The sequence below is a fragment of the Pseudomonas sp. URMO17WK12:I6 genome, from assembly GCF_003253625.1.
Taxonomy (GTDB): Bacteria; Pseudomonadota; Gammaproteobacteria; order Pseudomonadales; family Pseudomonadaceae; genus Aquipseudomonas.
This window is the reverse complement of record NZ_QKYZ01000005.1, coordinates 185,676-202,105: the sequence shown is the minus strand read 5'-3', so window position 1 is coordinate 202,105 and position 16,430 is coordinate 185,676. Positions and strand designations below refer to the sequence as shown.

The window sequence follows — 16,430 nt, the reverse complement described above, 5'->3', positions numbered from 1 at the left end:
CTTCGCAACCCAGCGGGAGCAAGCTCCCTCGCCACAGATTAGTGTTCGCCTTGGTAACGCATCAGGACAGTCGCCACCGTGCAAAACACGGTCGCCACAGGTCACTTTTGCCGACTCGGCGCTGCGTAACGTTGTGGGCACGGTGCACAAAGACACCGGGCCCACAATAATCTGCTGCCGAGCGAGCCTTCCCGATGAAACGACTGTTCAACCGCTGTCTGTTAATCCTCACCGGCACTGCTCTTCTGAGCACCAGCGTTTTCGCCAACGACCCCGCTTCCTGCAAGACCGTGCGCATGGGCGTGGTCAACTGGACCGACGTCATTGCCACCAGCGGCATGGCCGATGTGCTGCTCAATGGCCTTGGCTATGAAAGCAAGCAAACCAGCGCCGTGCAGCAAATCATCTTCGCCGGCATCCGCGACAAACGCCTCGATATCTTCCTCGGTTACTGGAAACCGGCGATGGACAAGAACATCGCCCCGTTCGTCGCTGCCAATCAAGTGAAGGTCATGGACAAACCGAGCCTGGCCGACGCCCAGGCAACGCTCGCCGTACCTGATTACGTCGCTGCCGCCGGCCTGAAAACCTTCGCTGACATCGCCAGGTTCAAGGATCAGTTGGGCGGCAAGATTTACGGCATCGAGCCAGGCAGCGGCGCCAACACCACCATCAAAACCATGATCGAGACCAACCGCTTCGGTTTGAAGGACTTCAAGCTGATCGAGTCCGGTGAGGCCGGGATGCTCGCCGCCGTGCAGCGGGCGGTCAATCGCAAGGAGTTCGTGGTGTTCGTCGGCTGGACCCCGCATCCGATGAACATCAACATGAACATCGCCTACCTGACCGGCAGCGAAGACGTCTATGGCCCGAACGAAGGCGCGGCGACCGTTTCCACCGTGACCGCGCCGGACTATGCCGAGCGTTGCCCGAACGTGAACCGTCTATTGGAAAACCTGACCTTCACCGCTGCCCAGGAAAGCCAGTTGATGGTGCCGATCATGGAGCGCAAGACGCCGCAGGATGTCGCCAAACAGTGGCTGCGTGATCATCCCGAAGACCTTCAGCGCTGGCTGGCGGGTGTCAGCAGTTTCGATGGCAAGGATGGCGTGGCAACCGTTCAGGCCAGTCTCAAAAATTGACCGCGACGCAGGTTATCAATCAAAAACTTCGAACTGACTGGCTGTCGTCCATGGCTTCTTATCCACTCTCTGAACAGATGGCGGCTTTCGTCGAGAAAACCCTCAGCTTCAACAGCACCGACAACAGCCTCACCGGCATGCGTCAGGCCTATAACGAGATGTGCCGGGCGTTTACCCCGCCACATCCGGCGGGGCTTGAGGTGGTCGATTTCGAGTTGGCGGGAGTCGCGGTGCGCGCCTGGCAACCACCGGTTCCGCCGCCGACCAACGGTTGGCCCTGCATTGTGTATCTGCATGGCGGCGGTTGGGTGGTGGGGGATCTGGACTCCCACGACTTCATCTGCGCCGAACTGGCATCGGTGCTCGGTGTGTTGGTGATCGCCGTCGATTATCGGCTGGCGCCGGAGCATCCGTTTCCAGCGGCGTTCAATGACTGTCTGAGTGTCTGGCGTGCGTTGCGCACGGGGCCGTTTCAACTCGACCCGGCGCGGACGCTGGTGGCCGGCGACAGCGCTGGCGGCAACCTTGCCGCTGCGCTGTGTCTGGCCTTGCGCGATGCCGGCGAACCGGCGCCTTGTGCGCAGGTGCTGATCTATCCGGGCCTGGGCGGTGATCACCGGTTGCCATCACGCGGCGAATGCACCGACGCGCCATTGCTCAGCAGCAGCGATCTGGATTGTTATCACACGCTGTACTTGGGTGGTATCCGTCAGCCAACGGCCTATGCGATGCCCTTGCTCGCCGCCGACTTCAGCGGCCTACCGCCGGCGCTGATCGCTGTGGCGCAGTTCGATCCGCTACGCGATGACGGCGTGCTTTACGCCGGGCGACTCAACGCCGCCGGCGTGAGCGCAATGCTTTATTACGGTCAGGGGCTGGTTCACGGGTGCTTGCGGGCGCGGGGGCAGGTTGCCGAGGTCGACCGACTCTATGAAACCCTGCTCGGCTATTTGGCTGACAAGACGGGCTGACAAGCGCTGACGCTGCAAGGGGCATGCTCATTGAAGTAATTCGGGTTTATGATGCCGGACGGCAGAATAATAGAAGTCCTTACAGGGATGACCTCGACCCCTTACGGAGCGCGCAATGCAGACTTTGTACCCGCAGATCAAACCCCACGCCCGGCACGATCTGGCCGTCGATAAAACCCATACGCTATATGTCGACGAAAGCGGTTCACCGGAAGGTTTGCCGGTAGTGTTCATTCACGGCGGCCCTGGCGCCGGGTGTGATGCGCAGAGCCGCCGGTATTTCGATCCGAACCTGTATCGCATCGTCACCTTCGACCAGCGCGGTTGCGGTCGCTCCACGCCCCACGCCAGCCTTGAGAACAACACCACCTGGGATCTGGTCGCCGATCTCGAGCGGATTCGCAAGCACCTGGGCATCGACAAATGGGTGCTGTTCGGCGGTTCCTGGGGTTCGACCCTGGCCCTGGCTTACGCGCAAACCCACCCGGAGCGCGTGCACGGTCTGATTCTGCGCGGGATTTTTCTCTGCCGTCCCCAGGAAATCGAGTGGTTCTACCAGTGTGGCGCCAGTCGCCTGTTCCCCGATTACTGGCAGGACTACATCGCGCCGATCCCGCTGGACGAGCGCGACGACTTGCTCACGGCATTCCACAAACGCCTGGTCGGCAACGACCAGATCGCCCAGATGCATGCGGCCAAGGCCTGGTCCATCTGGGAAGGCCGCACCGCGACCTTGCGTCCGAACCCGCTGGTGGTCGATCGTTTCTCCGAACCCCAGCGTGCGTTGTCCATCGCCCGCATCGAATGCCACTACTTCACCAACAACGCTTTCCTTGAGCCGAATCAGCTGATCCGCGACATGGGCAAGATCGCCCATTTGCCCGGCGTCATCGTCCATGGTCGCTATGACGTGATCTGCCCGCTGGACAACGCCTGGGAACTGCATCAAGCCTGGCCGAACAGCGAACTGCAGGTGATCCGCGACGCAGGCCATGCGGCGTCCGAACCGGGGATCACCGATGCATTGGTGCGCGCCGCCGATCAGATGGCCCGTCGCTTGCTCGACCTGTCGCCTGACGAAGCATGAAGGCCCTGCTGCAACGCGTGCGCGGCGCGCGAGTCGAGGTCGCGGGAGATGTGGTGGGTGCGATAGATCAGGGGTTGCTGGTGCTGGTGGCGGTCGAACCCGACGACACGCAGGCCAGCGCCGACAAACTTCTGCATAAACTGCTTAACTATCGAGTATTCAGTGACGCCGAGGGCAAGATGAATCTGTCCTTGGCTGACGTGGACGGCGGGTTGTTGCTGGTCTCGCAGTTCACCCTGGCCGCCGATACCAAAAACGGGTTGCGTCCGAGTTTTTCGACTGCAGCCCCCCCCGGCCTTGGGCGAGGCGCTGTTCGACTATCTATTGGGCAAAGCGAAACAGGTGCATGGCACTGTGGCATCAGGTAGATTCGGCGCGGATATGCAGGTGCACCTGGTCAATGATGGCCCGGTAACCTTCCTGTTACAGACGTGAAAGCGCTTGAAACATGTTTTTAAGGGCATTTCGGCTGAAAACAGAGGCTTTTCCCGATAAATACTTGCTTCCCCCTGATGCGTTGTAACGCGGCCTACTAGATAATCGCGCGCTACGGGGATCAGCGTTCGTTGGTCCATTTTGACTTAGGTAGAGACTTGTCCGCGGCCTGTTGGGGAATCATTTTGCCCCATGGGAGTCGGAACAATGCTCGCCAACTTGGCAAGAGTGGTCCGCAGGGTCGGTTTTTTCCACCGTACACCGTGCTGGCACTTTAACTGGCCGTTGGTTTTTTGATCTGTTTTCGGCGAGGGTTGCTCGTGATTGTTAGTCCCTGTAATGCACCAAAATTGTCTGCCAAACGGTTTCGAAATGCTCTGGTAGCGGGCTCTGCACTGCTCTGCCTGTTCAGCGCCGGCCAGCTTTGGGCATTCAATCTGGATGACGTATCGGTCAAGGCAAAAGAGCTGGCCGGGCAAAAATACGAAGCCCCGCGCAGTAACCTGCCGAATGAATTTCGTGAAATGAAATTCGCGGATTATCAAAAAATCCGCTTCCTCACCGAAAAAGCCGAGTGGGCTAACCAGAAAACCCCATTCAAGCTGTCGTTCTATCACCAGGGCATGCACTTCGATACGCCGGTGAAAATCAACGAAATCACGGCCAACACCGTCGAAGAGATCAAATACGACCCAAGTCGTTTCGATTTCGGCGATATGAAGTTCGATCCTAAAGCCACCGAGCAGCTGGGTTATGCCGGTTTCCGTGTGCTCTACCCGATCAACAAGGCCGACAAGCAAGACGAAATCATGACCATGCTCGGCGCGAGTTACTTCCGCGTCGTCGGCAAGGGCCACACCTATGGCTTGTCCGCTCGCGGCATGGCCATCGATACCGCCTTGCCGTCCGGCGAAGAGTTCCCGCGTTTCACCGAGTTCTGGATTCAGCAGCCGAAGCCGGGCGACAAGCACCTGGTGATCTTCGCCCTGCTGGATTCGCCGCGCGCCACTGGTGCCTATCGCCTGACCCTGCGTCCGGGCAGCGACACGGTCGTCGACGTCAAGGCCAAGATGTTCCTGCGTGACAAGGTCACCAAACTTGGCGTTGCGCCGCTGACCAGCATGTTCCTGTTCGGCGCCAACCAGCCGTCGAAAGTGCTGAACTACCGTCGCGAACTGCACGACTCCAGCGGTCTGTCGATCCATGCCGGCAACGGCGAATGGATCTGGCGCCCATTGAACAACCCGAAACACCTGGCCGTGAGCAACTTCTCGATCGAGAACCCGCGCGGTTTCGGCTTGCTGCAACGTGGCCGTGACTTCAGTCACTACGAAGACCTCGATGACCGCTACGACAAGCGCCCAAGTGCCTGGATCGAGCCGAAAGGCGATTGGGGCAAGGGCTCCGTCGATCTGGTGGAGATTCCTACCGCTGACGAAACCAACGACAATATCGTTGCTTTCTGGAGTCCGGAAAAACTGCCAGAGCCTGGCCAACCCCTGGACGTCGCCTATCGCATGCACTGGACCATCGACGAAGCCGCCCTGCATTCGGCGGACAGCGCCTGGGTTCAACAGACCCTGCGTTCCACGGGTGACGTGAAGCAGTCGAACCTGATTCGTCAGCCGGACGGCAGCGTGGCCTACCTGGTGGATTTCCAAGGTCCGTCCCTGCAAGACTTGCCAGAAGATGCTGAAGTACGCAGCCAGGTTAGCGTTGGCGACAACGCGGAACTGGTCGAGAACAGTGTCCGTTACAACCCTGAAACCAAGGGCTGGCGCCTGACCCTGCGGATGAAGATCAAGGATCCGGGCAAGTCCACTGAAATGCGTGCAGCACTGGTCAAGACCATCACGCCGGCCGAGACGATCAAGACCACGGCGCCAGCGTCCAGCTCTTCCGTTGCCAAGGCCGACAAGATCGCCGCCAAGCAGCAGGAGAAGAAGGACAAGGAGGCCAAGCAAGCTGAAGCGCAAGCCCAGCAAGTCAAGGACACCAAGGACAAGGACAACAAAGACGCCAAGCAGCCTGTCGCTGCCGAAGCGGCCCCTGCCACACCGGAATCGGCACCGACTGAACAAGTCCTGACCGAGACCTGGAGCTATCAGTTGCCTGCCGATGAGTAATTCACAAGTACAGCCACAAACGCTTGCCGAGTACCTGGCGCATTTGCCGATGACCGACGAGCAGCGCGCGGAACTCGCGGGCTGCAAGTCTTTCAGTGAGTTGCACGAACGTCTGTCGTCCCAGGCGTTCGACGCGCCGACCGATGCCGCCCAGGCGTCGGTCGGGCGGCGCCTGACCCTGAACACCGCCGAAGAACTGGCGGATGCGCAAATGTTGGGACTCGACGCCAGTGGTCGGGTTTGCCTCAAGGCAGCCCCGCCGATCCGTCGGACCAAAGTCGTTCCGGAGCCATGGCGCACCAATATCCTGGTGCGTGGCTGGCGTCGGCTGACCGGTCGCACCAACCCGCCGAAGCCGCCGAAAGACGAGAACGTGTTGCCAGCAGCTCGCTGGCGCACCGTCGGTTCGATCCGTCGTTACATTCTGCTGGTGCTGATGCTCGGTCAGACGATCGTCGCCGGCTGGTACATGAAAGGCATCATGCCGTACCAGGGCTGGTCGTTCGTCGATCTGGAAGAAGTCCTGCACCAACCGCTGCTGCAAACTGCGGCCCAGGTGCTGCCTTACGTGTTGCAAACCAGCATCCTGATTCTGTTCGGGATTCTGTTCTGCTGGGTGTCGGCCGGTTTCTGGACCGCGCTGATGGGCTTCCTCGAGTTGATCACCGGTCGCGACAAGTACCGCATTTCCGGCGCCAGCGCCGGCAACGAGCCGATCGCCAAGGACGCACGCACCGCATTGGTGATGCCGATCTGCAACGAAGACGTGCCGCGGGTGTTCGCCGGTTTACGGGCGACCTTCGAGTCGGTTGCAGCCTCGGGTAACCTGGATCGCTTCGACTTTTTCGTGCTCAGCGACAGTAACGACGCCGATATCTGCGTCGCCGAACAGCAGGCCTGGCTGGACGTCTGCCGTGAAGCCAAGGGCTTCGGCAAGATCTTCTACCGCCGCCGTCGTCGTCGCGTAAAACGTAAAAGCGGCAACCTCGACGACTTCTGCCGTCGTTGGGGCGGTGACTACAAATACATGGTCGTGCTCGACGCCGACAGCGTAATGAGTGGCGAATGCCTGAGCAGCCTGGTGCGCCTGATGGAAGCCACGCCGGACGCCGGGATCATCCAGACCGCGCCGCGTGCGTCGGGCATGGACACCCTTTATGCGCGTATGCAGCAGTTCGCCACCCGCGTGTACGGTCCACTGTTCACCGCTGGCCTGCACTTTTGGCAGTTGGGTGAATCCCACTACTGGGGCCACAACGCGATCATCCGCATGAAGCCGTTCATCGAGCACTGCGCCCTGGCGCCGTTGCCCGGTAAAGGCGCGTTCGCCGGTGCGATTCTGTCCCACGACTTTGTTGAAGCGGCGCTGATGCGCCGTGCCGGCTGGGGCGTGTGGATTGCCTATGACTTGCCGGGCAGCTACGAAGAACTGCCACCGAACCTGCTGGACGAACTCAAGCGTGACCGTCGCTGGTGCCACGGCAACCTGATGAACTTCCGGCTGTTCCTGGTCAAGGGCATGCACCCGGTACACCGTGCGGTGTTCCTGACAGGCGTGATGTCTTACTTGTCGGCGCCGTTGTGGTTCTTCTTCCTCGTGCTGTCGACAGCCCTGCTGGCGACCAACACGCTGATGGAGCCCCAGTACTTCCTGGAACCGCGCCAGCTCTATCCGCTGTGGCCACAATGGCACCCGGACAAGGCGATCGCACTGTTCTCGACGACTATCGTGCTGCTGTTCCTGCCGAAGCTGCTGAGCATCATCCTGATCTGGGCCAAAGGCGCGAAAGAGTTCGGTGGCAGGTTCAAGGTGACGCTGTCGATGCTGCTGGAAATGTTGTTCTCCATGCTGCTGGCGCCGGTGCGGATGATTTTCCACACCCGTTTCGTGCTCGCCGCGTTCCTCGGCTGGGCCGCGACCTGGAACTCGCCGCAACGTGACGACGACTCCACGCCCTGGAGCGAGGCGGTCAAGCGTCACGGTCCGCAAACAGCGCTGGGTTTCTTCTGGGCGCTGCTGGTGATCTGGCTGAACCCGAGCTTCCTCTGGTGGCTGGTGCCGATCGTCGGTTCGCTGATGCTGTCGATTCCGGTGTCGGTGATCTCCAGTCGTGTCGGCCTGGGCCTGAAGTCCCGTGACGAGAGCCTGTTCCTGATTCCTGAGGAATACAATCCGCCGCAGGCATTGCTGGCGACCGATCAGTACACCCACGAAAACCGCTGGCATGCACTGCACGACGGCTTCGTCCGGTCGGTGGTCGATCCACAGCAGAACGCGTTGGCGTGTGCGCTGGCGACGTCTCGTCACCGTCAGGCCGAGCCGATCGAATGGCTGCGCATCGAGCGGGTTCGCCATGCGATGAAGGTCGGGCCTGAAGGGCTGACCAACAACGAGCGCGTGGCCCTGCTGAGTGATCCGGTGGCACTGGGTCGCTTGCATGAGCAGGTCTGGAGCGAAGGCCATGCCGAGTGGCTGCAGGCCTGGCGCACTTCGGTGGATGCCGATCCGCATGCGCCGCTGTTGCCGCTCAAGCCGTTGAGCGTGCAGCCTCAGTTGGCATAATGAAAAACCCCGCGAAAGCGGGGTTTTTTTTGTGCTGATGATCGCTCCCGTGTTCTGCGTGGGAACGATCAAACAAATCTCCCTCAACCCCTTGTGCAAACGGCCGAGTGCGTTAGCATCCGTCCCCGAATTGGTGCGCCCGGACAACTTTCTGTTCGTATCTGCCGGTTTCCCAAAGGAAACCTGCGGTTTGCGTGCCTCACAATGCGATGGGTTTTGGGGACTTGAAGATGAAGAAGTATCTGTCGATGCTGCTGGTCGGCGTCACAGCATTGGTTGCAGTCAGCGCGGTGCAGGCCGGTGCCATCGATGACGCGGTCAAGCGCGGCACGCTGAAAGTCGGCATGGACCCGACCTACATGCCGTTCGAAATGACCAACAAGCGCGGCGAAATCATCGGCTTCGAAGTCGACATCCTCAAAGCCATGGCCAAGGCCATGGGCGTCAAGCTGGAAATGGTATCCACCGGCTACGACGGCATCATCCCGGCCCTGCTGACCGACAAGTTCGACATGATCGGCAGTGGCATGACCCTGACCCAGGAACGCAACCTGCGCCTGAACTTCAGCGAGCCCTTCATCGTGGTCGGCCAGACACTGCTGATCCGCAAGGAGCTGGAAGGCACCATCAAGTCCTATAAAGACCTGAATACCGCCGACTACCGCATCACCTCCAAGCTCGGCACCACCGGCGAGATGGTCGCCAAAAAACTCATTTCCAAAGCCAAGTACCACGGCTACGACAACGAGCAGGAAGCGGTGCTCGACGTGGTCAACGGCAAGGCTGACGCCTTCATCTACGACGCGCCTTACAACGTCGTGGCGGTAAACAAGGTCGGCAACGGCAAACTGCTGTTCCTCGACAAGCCGTTCACCTATGAACCCCTGGCTTTCGGCCTGAAGAAGGGCGACTACGACAGCCTCAACTTCATCAACAACTTCCTGCACCAGATCCACGAAGACGGCACCTACGATCGCATCCATGACAAGTGGTTTAAAGACACCGCTTGGCTCAAGGATATGGAATAACACCGCCTTTGTGGCGAGGGAGCTTGCTCCCGTCCGACTGCGAAGCAGTCGTAAATCGATTGACTCGTTTTACCCGACGTTGCGCGGTGGCCGATTTCAGGGTTGCTGCGCAACCCAGCGGGAGCAAGCTCCCTCGCCACAGAGGGAGCGGGCGCCCTGATCGTTATGGATTTGCCTTTAAATGAAACAGAAAAAAGCCCAATGGCCCTGGCACGTATTAACCGTGCTGGTGCTGATCGGCCTGGCTGGCGCGTTGTACTACGCCACCTCGCTGATGTCCTACGAGTGGCGCTGGAACCGCGTGCCGCAGTACTTCGCCTACCACGCCGAAGAGTCCCAGCGTGCGGCCGACATCTCCACCGTCAGCGAGCTGGTGCGCAAGGGCGGCAAGGCTGAAGTCACCCTGCGCAATGATGCCGGGGATGAGCAGCACCTGACGGTTGACGACAACAGTCTGCAAGTTGCGCAAGGCGATGATGTGGCCGAAGGCGATGTGATCGGCGTGACCCGGCATTGGGCCGCCGGCCCGCTGCTATGGGGGCTCTGGACCACGTTGTGGTTGTCCCTGGTGTCTGGCGTGCTTGGCCTGCTGATCGGCCTGGCCACCGGGCTGTGCCGCCTGTCGAACAACCCGACCCTGCGCGACCTCTCGACGATCTACGTCGAGCTGGTGCGCGGTACGCCGCTGCTGGTGCAGATTTTCATTTTCTACTTCTTCATCGGCACCGTGATGAACCTCTCCCGGGAGTTCGCCGGGATCGCCGCGCTGTCGCTGTTCACCGGTGCCTACGTGGCGGAGATCATCCGCTCTGGCGTGCAATCAATTGCACGCGGCCAGAACGAAGCGGCGCGCTCCCTCGGTTTGAGCGGTGGCCAGTCGATGCGCCACGTGGTGCTGCCACAAGCGTTCAAGCGCGTGCTGCCACCGCTGGCCGGGCAGTTCATCAGTCTGGTCAAGGACACCTCGCTGGTGTCGGTGATCGCGATTACCGAACTGTTGAAAAGCGGTCGTGAAGTCATCACTACCTCGTTCTCGCCGTTCGAAATCCTGTTCTGCGTGGCCGGGTTGTACCTGTTGATCAACCTGCCGCTGTCGAAAATCGCCAGTCGGCTTGAGCGGAGGCTCGCGCAAAGTGATTGAAGTCCGCGATCTGATAAAAGTCTTCGACACCCGCGGCCAGGTGGTTCGCGCGGTGGACAACGTCACCACCCAAGTGGCGAAGGGCGAAGTATTGGTGGTGATCGGCCCGTCCGGTTCCGGCAAGTCGACCTTTCTGCGCTGCCTGAATGGCCTGGAAGCGTTCGACTCCGGTTCGGTGAGCATCGACGGTCTGCAACTGGCCGACCCGAAAACCGACGTCAATGCCTACCGCCGCGAAGTCGGCATGGTGTTTCAGCATTTCAACCTGTTCCCGCACATGACCGTGCTGGAAAACCTCTGCCTGGCCCAGAAAGTCGTGCGCAAGCGCGGCAAGAAGGAGCGCGAGGCCAAGGCCATGGTGTTGCTGGAAAAGGTTGGTATCGCTCAGAAGGCCCACGAGTTTCCATCGCGCCTGTCCGGTGGTCAGCAGCAGCGCGTGGCCATCGCCCGGGCGTTGGCGATGGAGCCGAAAGTCATGCTGTTCGATGAGCCGACGTCGGCGCTCGACCCGGAAATGGTCGGTGAAGTGCTGGATGTGATGAAGACCCTGGCCGTGGAAGGCATGACCATGGTTTGCGTTACCCATGAAATGGGCTTCGCCCGGGAAGTGGCGGACCGGGTGCTGTTCTTCGATCACGGCAAATTGCTTGAAGACGCCTCGCCGGCCGAGTTCTTCGATGCACCGAAGGATCCCCGTGCGCAGGCGTTTTTGCGCCAGGTTTTGTAACCGCATCGCCCAAAAAAGATCGCAGCCTTCGGCAGCTCCTACTACAGGCTGCCGAATGCTGCGATCTTTTTGCTTTGTGTGGTGTTAAACCTTGAATCTGCCCACCAGCATCTGCAAATGCGTCCCCAGCCGCGCCAGCTCGACGCTGGAGGCCGCGGTCTCTTCACTCGCGGCCGAGGTCTGCTCGGACACGTCACGCACGTTCAACACGCTGCGATTGATCTCCTCGGCCACCGCGCTCTGTTGTTCGGCGGCAGCGGCGATCTGCTGGTTCATCGACTGGATCGCCGACACGGTACGGGTGATGCTTTCCAGTGAGCCACCGGCACGGCGGGTCAGTTCGACGCTGCTGTCGGTCAGGCTGCGGCTGTTGTCCATGATGGTCGCGACTTGCTGAGTGCCGGTTTGCAGGCCAACGATCAGCTCTTCGATTTCTTCGGTGGACTTCTGGGTGCGCTGGGCCAGGCTGCGGACCTCGTCGGCGACCACTGCAAAGCCACGCCCGGCTTCACCGGCGCGAGCGGCTTCGATGGCGGCGTTGAGCGCCAGCAGGTTGGTTTGCTGGGCCACGGATTTGATCACGTCGAGCACGCTGCCGATCTTGTCGCTTTCGCGCTTCAGATCGCCCATGGCGGCAGTGGAATTGCCGACTTCGAGGGCCAGGCGCTCGATCTGGGCGATGGCTTCGCCGACCACCCTGTCACCCTCGCGGGCCTGCTGGTCGGCGGCGACGGCGGCTTCGGACGCTTCCTCGGCATTGCGCGCGACTTCCTGAACGGTGGCGGTCATTTCGTGCATGGCGGTGGCCACCTGATCGGTTTCGACCTTCTGACTGTTGACCCCGGCGCTGGTCTGCTCGGTAACGGCAGACAGTTCTTCAGCAGCGCTGGCGATTTGGGTCACGCCGTCGCTGATGCCGCCGATCAGTTCCCGCAGACTGACGACCATCCGCTGAAGGGTGCTTTGTAATTGACCCAGCTCGTCGCTGCGAGCGACCTCAAGGTTATGGCTCAGATCGCCCGAGGCAACACGTTCGACTGCCACCAACGTCTGTTGCAGTGGAACGACGATCTGCCGCGTAATGATCCAGGCTGCGAGCAGACCAAACGCCAATGCCAGGACGGTCACGATGATCAGCGTGCTTTTCGCTTGGGCCGTCTCCTGGTTACGTTTGTCGGTTTGCGAGCGGGTCAGTTGTGCGCTCAGGTCATTCAAGCGGGTCTCTTGATCCACCATCTTCTTGAGGGCGACGGCGCTGGCCACTTGCGAATCGCGGAACTGGCTGACTGCGACACGGTAGCCCTTGAGCGATTCGGTGGCTTGTTGCAGGTTGGCGCTGTGTTGTTCTGGCAGTTTGCCCGGCAGGCTTTCAAGGTTTTTCAGGGCGTTGTCGATGGCATCCAGCGCGGGTTGCTCGGCTTCGGGCTTGCCGCTGTAGGTATAACCGCGAACCTGGAAGCGCGCTTGCTGGAGCAGTTTGCTCAGCTCGACCACGTTGTTGAATTGAGTGACGCTGTCGCCTTGCAGCAAGGACTTTTCGACTTCTGTCACCTTGGCCACAGCGTTGTCGGCGGTGGCGCCGAGCTTGGATCGGGCCGATTCGCGGTTCTGCGTCGCTTGAGTCATGTCGGCAAAGGCGCGTTTGTAATCACCGATGGTGGCCAGTTGCTGATTGAGCACTTCCTGGTCCGAGATGCGCACAAACATTTTGAGGGCGACTTGCACGCCATCGTCAAGCTTGCCCAAGAGTTCGCTGACGGCTGCCGGGCCTTGTTCGCCACGGCGCATTTCGTAGTCGAGACGGGCGGTTCGCAAATCCTTGCCCAACTCGTTGAGGCCGGAGATGTAGCTCTGCTTGTCTGCGCGACTGATCACACTGCCTAGGCTATTCCAGCCAGTGAAAGTGATCAGGAGGGTCATGAGCAGCACGAGGCCAAAGCCGACACTCAACTTGCGATTGACGCTTACGTTCCCCAGTTTCTCGGCTAGCCAACGGTACATGCTGCAACTCCCCTCGGACCATTATTCGGTTTTATGGGGACTGTATCGGCAGGCAGGCTGGAACCTGTAGGTGAGCAAACACCTGTGGCGAGGGAGCTTGCTCCCGCTTGGGCGCGAAGCGGCCACCGCTTTTCCCGGCAAGACCGCATTCACCTGTTTTACGACTGCTTCGCAGCCGAGCGGGACGGTGCGGCGATCCGACAAGCTCCCTCGCCACAAGGGTAAGTGTCTGGGTTAGAACAGCCGCGAAAGCAGCGCAGTGACGGCTGTTTCGACCCGCAGGATGCGCTCGCCGAGTTGCACCGGTTGCAGGCCGGCCTTGGCCAGCAGGTCGATTTCGTAAGGAATCCAGCCGCCTTCGGGGCCGATGGCCAAGGTCACGGGTTCGTCCAGGCCACGGGGGCAGGGCGGGTAATTGCCGGGATGACCGACCAGGCCGAGAGTGCCTTCAGTGATTGCTGGCAGGCGATCTTCGACAAAAGGTTTGAAGCGCTTCTCGATGACGACTTCCGGCAGCACGCTGTCCCGGGCTTGTTCAAGCCCCAGGATCAATTGTTCGCGAATCGCCTCAGGTTCCAGGAACGGGGTTTGCCAAAAGCTCTTCTCGACGCGATAGCTGTTTACCAGAACGATTCGTGGCACACCCATGGCGGCCACGGTCTGAAACACCCTGCGGAGCATTTTCGGGCGTGGCAGGGCCAACACCAGGGTCAGTGGCAGCTTGGCTGGTGGCGGCTGGTCGAGGGTGACGCGCAACTCGGCTTCGTCAGCGTCCAGGCGCAGCACTTCGGCGGCACCCATCAGCCCGCCGATACGCCCGACGCGCATGCTGTCACCCACTTCACAGCGGTGGACTTCCTGCATATGGGTCAAGCGGCGATCGCGCAGGATCGCCCGGTCGGCCGCAATGAAATCGGCCTCCTCGAGGAGCAGTAGGTTCACGCTTGGGTCGCTGGCGGCTGATCGTTGTGATCGTCAGCCGGTTTTTCGTCCGGGTGCTCGCCGCGTTTGCTGATCAGGCTGCCGAACAGGACGCCGATCTCGAACAGCAACCACATTGGTACGGCCAACAGCGTCTGCGAGAAGATGTCCGGCGGCGTCAGGATCATGCCGACCACGAAGCAGCCGATGACCACATACGGGCGGATTTTCTTCAGGTAGGCGACGTTGACCACGCCGATCCACACCAGCAGCACCACGGCCACCGGGATCTCGAACGCCACGCCGAAGGCGAAGAACAGCGTCATGACGAAATCGAGGTAGCTGGTGATGTCGGTCATCATTTCCACGCCGGCCGGGGTGGCAGCGGCGAAGAACTTGAAGATCAGCGGGAACACCAGGAAATAGGCGAAGGCCATGCCGGTGTAGAACAGCAGGATGCTGGAGACCAGCAACGGCACGGCGATGCGCTTCTCATGCTTGTACAGGCCTGGCGCGATGAAACCCCAGATCTGATGCAGGATCACCGGGATTGCCAGGAACAGCGAGACCATCATGGTCAGCTTCAGCGGCGTCAGGAACGGCGACGACACGTCGGTGGCGATCATCGTCGCGCCGGCCGGCAGGTACTGGCGCAGCGGCGTGGAGACGAAGGTGTAGATCTGCTGGGTGAAGGCGAACAACCCGGCGAAGATAATGAAAATCGCCGCTACACAGCGCAGCAGACGGGTGCGCAACTCGGTGAGGTGCGAGACCAGTGGCATGTGCTGGTCGTTTTCGGGGAGATCGCTCATGGGGCTCGCGGCGGCAAAGTGGTGTCGTGAGGCGCCGGGGTTGTCGGCGCAGCGGCAGGAGCAACAGGTTCTACTGGGCTGGCAGGCGCAGGTTCAGCAGCTGCAACCGCCGGCATGACTTCAGCTGTTGGCGCATGAATCGTCGGCGTCGCCACAGGTTCCACCGGCGTTGGCTCCTGCTGGGTCGGCGTGAAAATCTTCCGCGCCTCCTGCTCCAGGGACAGAATGTGCTCGTTGTGCAGTTGCCGGCGAATTTCGTCGGCACCGATTTCACGTTCAACTTCCTGTTTGATCGCGTTGAAGCTGCGCTTCAGCCGCCCGACCCACAGGCCAGCGGTGCGCGCAGCACCCGGCAGGCGCTCGGGGCCCAGCACCAGCAGGGCGACGAGGCCGACGAGCAGCAGTTCAGAGAAGCTGATACCAAACATTAGTCAGTGCTCACGAGTCTTTGCGGATCGGCTCTTCGACTTTTTGCGCCTGCACGTCGATGGTGTGCGGCGGGTTCACAGACGTTGTGGCCTGTGGCTGGGTCGGCGGAACCGGTTGGGCCGGAGTCGCAGTCGGGTCGGCCGGTTTCTCTTCGTCGTTCATGGCCTTGCGAAAGCCCTTGATCGACTCGCCCACGTCAGTGCCGAGATTTTTCAGTTTCTTGGTGCCGAACACCAGCACCACGACAACCAGGATGACGATCCAGTGTTTCCAGTCAAAAATGCCCATGTTGCGTTCCTCTCTAATAATTATTCAGGCGGACGGACGCGAGGCTTTCTCGACGTGTCCGGACAGACCGAAGCGACGGTCCAGTTCATCGAGCACAGCCTGTGGATGTTGCCCCAACTGGGCGAGCATGACCATGCTGTGGAACCACAGGTCGGCGGTCTCGTAGATCACATCGCTGCAGTCACCGCTGATGGCGGCATCCTTGGCGGCGATAATGGTTTCGACCGACTCTTCGCCGACCTTTTCCAGAATCTTGTTCAAGCCCTTGTGGTACAGGCTGGCGACGTACGAGCTGTCGGCGGCGGCGCCTTTGCGTTCTTCCAGCACCTGGGCCAGACGGGTCAGGGTGTCAGTCATGAGTATGTCCTGCGCAATAGATAGCGTGCGGGTCTTTGAGAACCGGGTCGACGGTTTTCCAGTCGCCGTTCTCGAAAACGCGGTAGAAGCAGCTCTGACGGCCGGTATGGCAGGCGATGTCGCCGATCTGCTCGACCATCAGGATGATCACGTCAGCGTCACAGTCCAGGCGCATCTCATGCAGGATTTGCACGTGGCCGGACTCTTCGCCCTTGCGCCACAGCTTGCCACGGGAACGTGACCAGTAAATGGCACGGTTCTCGGCGGCGGTCAATTGCAGTGCTTCGCGGTTCATCCAGGCCATCATCAGGACGCGTCCGGTCTTGTGATCCTGGGCAATCGCCGGCACCAGTCCATCGGCGTCCCACTTGATCTCGTCCAGCCAGTTTTTCATCTTCGACT

General features: G+C 60.5%; 15 protein-coding genes and 2 pseudogenes. 9 read left to right on the top strand and 8 right to left on the bottom strand.

The window, feature by feature from the left end; all coding sequences use genetic code 11:
* Positions 1–194: 194 nt before the first annotated feature.
* From F475_RS11395 to F475_RS11355, 9 genes and pseudogenes are all read left to right on the top strand, one after another.
* Positions 195–1,142 (top strand): choline ABC transporter substrate-binding protein, encoded by a 948-nt coding sequence (locus F475_RS11395; protein WP_028939608.1) that lies wholly within the window; start codon positions 195–197, stop codon positions 1,140–1,142.
* Positions 1,143–1,192: 50 nt separating this feature from the next.
* Positions 1,193–2,113: an alpha/beta hydrolase gene (locus tag F475_RS11390; protein WP_111454011.1), complete on the top strand. Its 921-nt coding sequence runs from the start codon at positions 1,193–1,195 to the stop codon at positions 2,111–2,113.
* A gap of 115 nt (positions 2,114–2,228) precedes the next feature.
* Positions 2,229–3,200 (top strand): prolyl aminopeptidase, encoded by a 972-nt coding sequence (gene pip, locus F475_RS11385; RefSeq protein ID WP_018929173.1) that lies wholly within the window; start codon positions 2,229–2,231, stop codon positions 3,198–3,200.
* Positions 3,197–3,635, top strand: a pseudogene (gene dtd, locus F475_RS11380) (D-aminoacyl-tRNA deacylase). The gene pip and the pseudogene dtd overlap by 4 nt, the downstream one beginning before the upstream one ends.
* Before the next feature lie 320 nt (positions 3,636–3,955).
* Positions 3,956–5,761 (top strand): glucan biosynthesis protein G, encoded by a 1,806-nt coding sequence (locus F475_RS11375; protein ID WP_026286649.1) that lies wholly within the window; start codon positions 3,956–3,958, stop codon positions 5,759–5,761.
* Positions 5,754–8,324 (top strand): glucans biosynthesis glucosyltransferase MdoH, encoded by a 2,571-nt coding sequence (gene mdoH / locus F475_RS11370; RefSeq protein ID WP_111453930.1) that lies wholly within the window; start codon positions 5,754–5,756, stop codon positions 8,322–8,324. Before F475_RS11375 ends, mdoH begins: the two co-directional genes overlap by 8 nt.
* Positions 8,325–8,554: 230 nt before the next feature.
* Entirely contained in the window at positions 8,555–9,352 is a 798-nt protein-coding gene (locus F475_RS11365) for a transporter substrate-binding domain-containing protein (RefSeq protein WP_026345986.1), read from the top strand.
* A gap of 181 nt (positions 9,353–9,533) precedes the next feature.
* Positions 9,534–10,493 carry an amino acid ABC transporter permease gene (locus F475_RS11360; RefSeq protein ID WP_111453929.1) on the top strand — a complete coding sequence of 320 codons (960 nt, stop codon included), beginning with the start codon at positions 9,534–9,536 and terminating at the stop codon, positions 10,491–10,493.
* On the top strand, positions 10,486–11,220 hold the full coding sequence (locus F475_RS11355; protein ID WP_007936789.1) for an amino acid ABC transporter ATP-binding protein: 735 nt from the start codon (positions 10,486–10,488) through the stop codon (positions 11,218–11,220). Before F475_RS11360 ends, F475_RS11355 begins: the two co-directional genes overlap by 8 nt.
* A gap of 84 nt (positions 11,221–11,304) precedes the next feature.
* On the opposite strand, the gene F475_RS31050 is transcribed toward F475_RS11355, so the two are convergent.
* From F475_RS31050 to hisI, 8 genes and pseudogenes are all read right to left on the bottom strand, one after another.
* Positions 11,305–12,018 carry a methyl-accepting chemotaxis protein gene (locus tag F475_RS31050; RefSeq protein ID WP_370741088.1) on the bottom strand — a complete coding sequence of 238 codons (714 nt, stop codon included), beginning with the start codon at positions 12,016–12,018 and terminating at the stop codon, positions 11,305–11,307.
* 141 nt (positions 12,019–12,159) lie between these two features.
* Positions 12,160–13,140, bottom strand: a pseudogene (locus F475_RS31045) (methyl-accepting chemotaxis protein); the annotation flags it as partial.
* 315 nt (positions 13,141–13,455) lie between these two features.
* A complete protein-coding gene (locus F475_RS11345) occupies positions 13,456–14,163 on the bottom strand; it encodes a 16S rRNA (uracil(1498)-N(3))-methyltransferase (RefSeq protein ID WP_018929166.1) in 708 nt (235 codons plus the stop codon).
* The gene (gene tatC, locus F475_RS11340; RefSeq protein WP_018929165.1) at positions 14,160–14,954 is read right to left on the bottom strand and encodes a twin-arginine translocase subunit TatC; all 795 of its coding nucleotides are present in this window, start codon (positions 14,952–14,954) and stop codon (positions 14,160–14,162) included. The genes F475_RS11345 and tatC overlap by 4 nt, the downstream gene beginning before the upstream one ends.
* Positions 14,951–15,382, bottom strand: coding sequence for a Sec-independent protein translocase protein TatB (tatB, locus tag F475_RS11335; RefSeq protein WP_111453928.1), 432 nt, complete (start codon positions 15,380–15,382; stop codon positions 14,951–14,953). The genes tatC and tatB overlap by 4 nt, the downstream gene beginning before the upstream one ends.
* Positions 15,383–15,392: 10 nt before the next feature.
* Positions 15,393–15,671: a twin-arginine translocase TatA/TatE family subunit gene (locus tag F475_RS11330; protein ID WP_018929163.1), complete on the bottom strand. Its 279-nt coding sequence runs from the start codon at positions 15,669–15,671 to the stop codon at positions 15,393–15,395.
* A gap of 24 nt (positions 15,672–15,695) precedes the next feature.
* Positions 15,696–16,028: a phosphoribosyl-ATP diphosphatase gene (locus F475_RS11325; RefSeq protein WP_018929162.1), complete on the bottom strand. Its 333-nt coding sequence runs from the start codon at positions 16,026–16,028 to the stop codon at positions 15,696–15,698.
* Positions 16,021–16,422 (bottom strand): phosphoribosyl-AMP cyclohydrolase, encoded by a 402-nt coding sequence (hisI, locus tag F475_RS11320; protein WP_018929161.1) that lies wholly within the window; start codon positions 16,420–16,422, stop codon positions 16,021–16,023. Before hisI ends, F475_RS11325 begins: the two co-directional genes overlap by 8 nt.
* Positions 16,423–16,430: the final 8 nt, after the last annotated feature.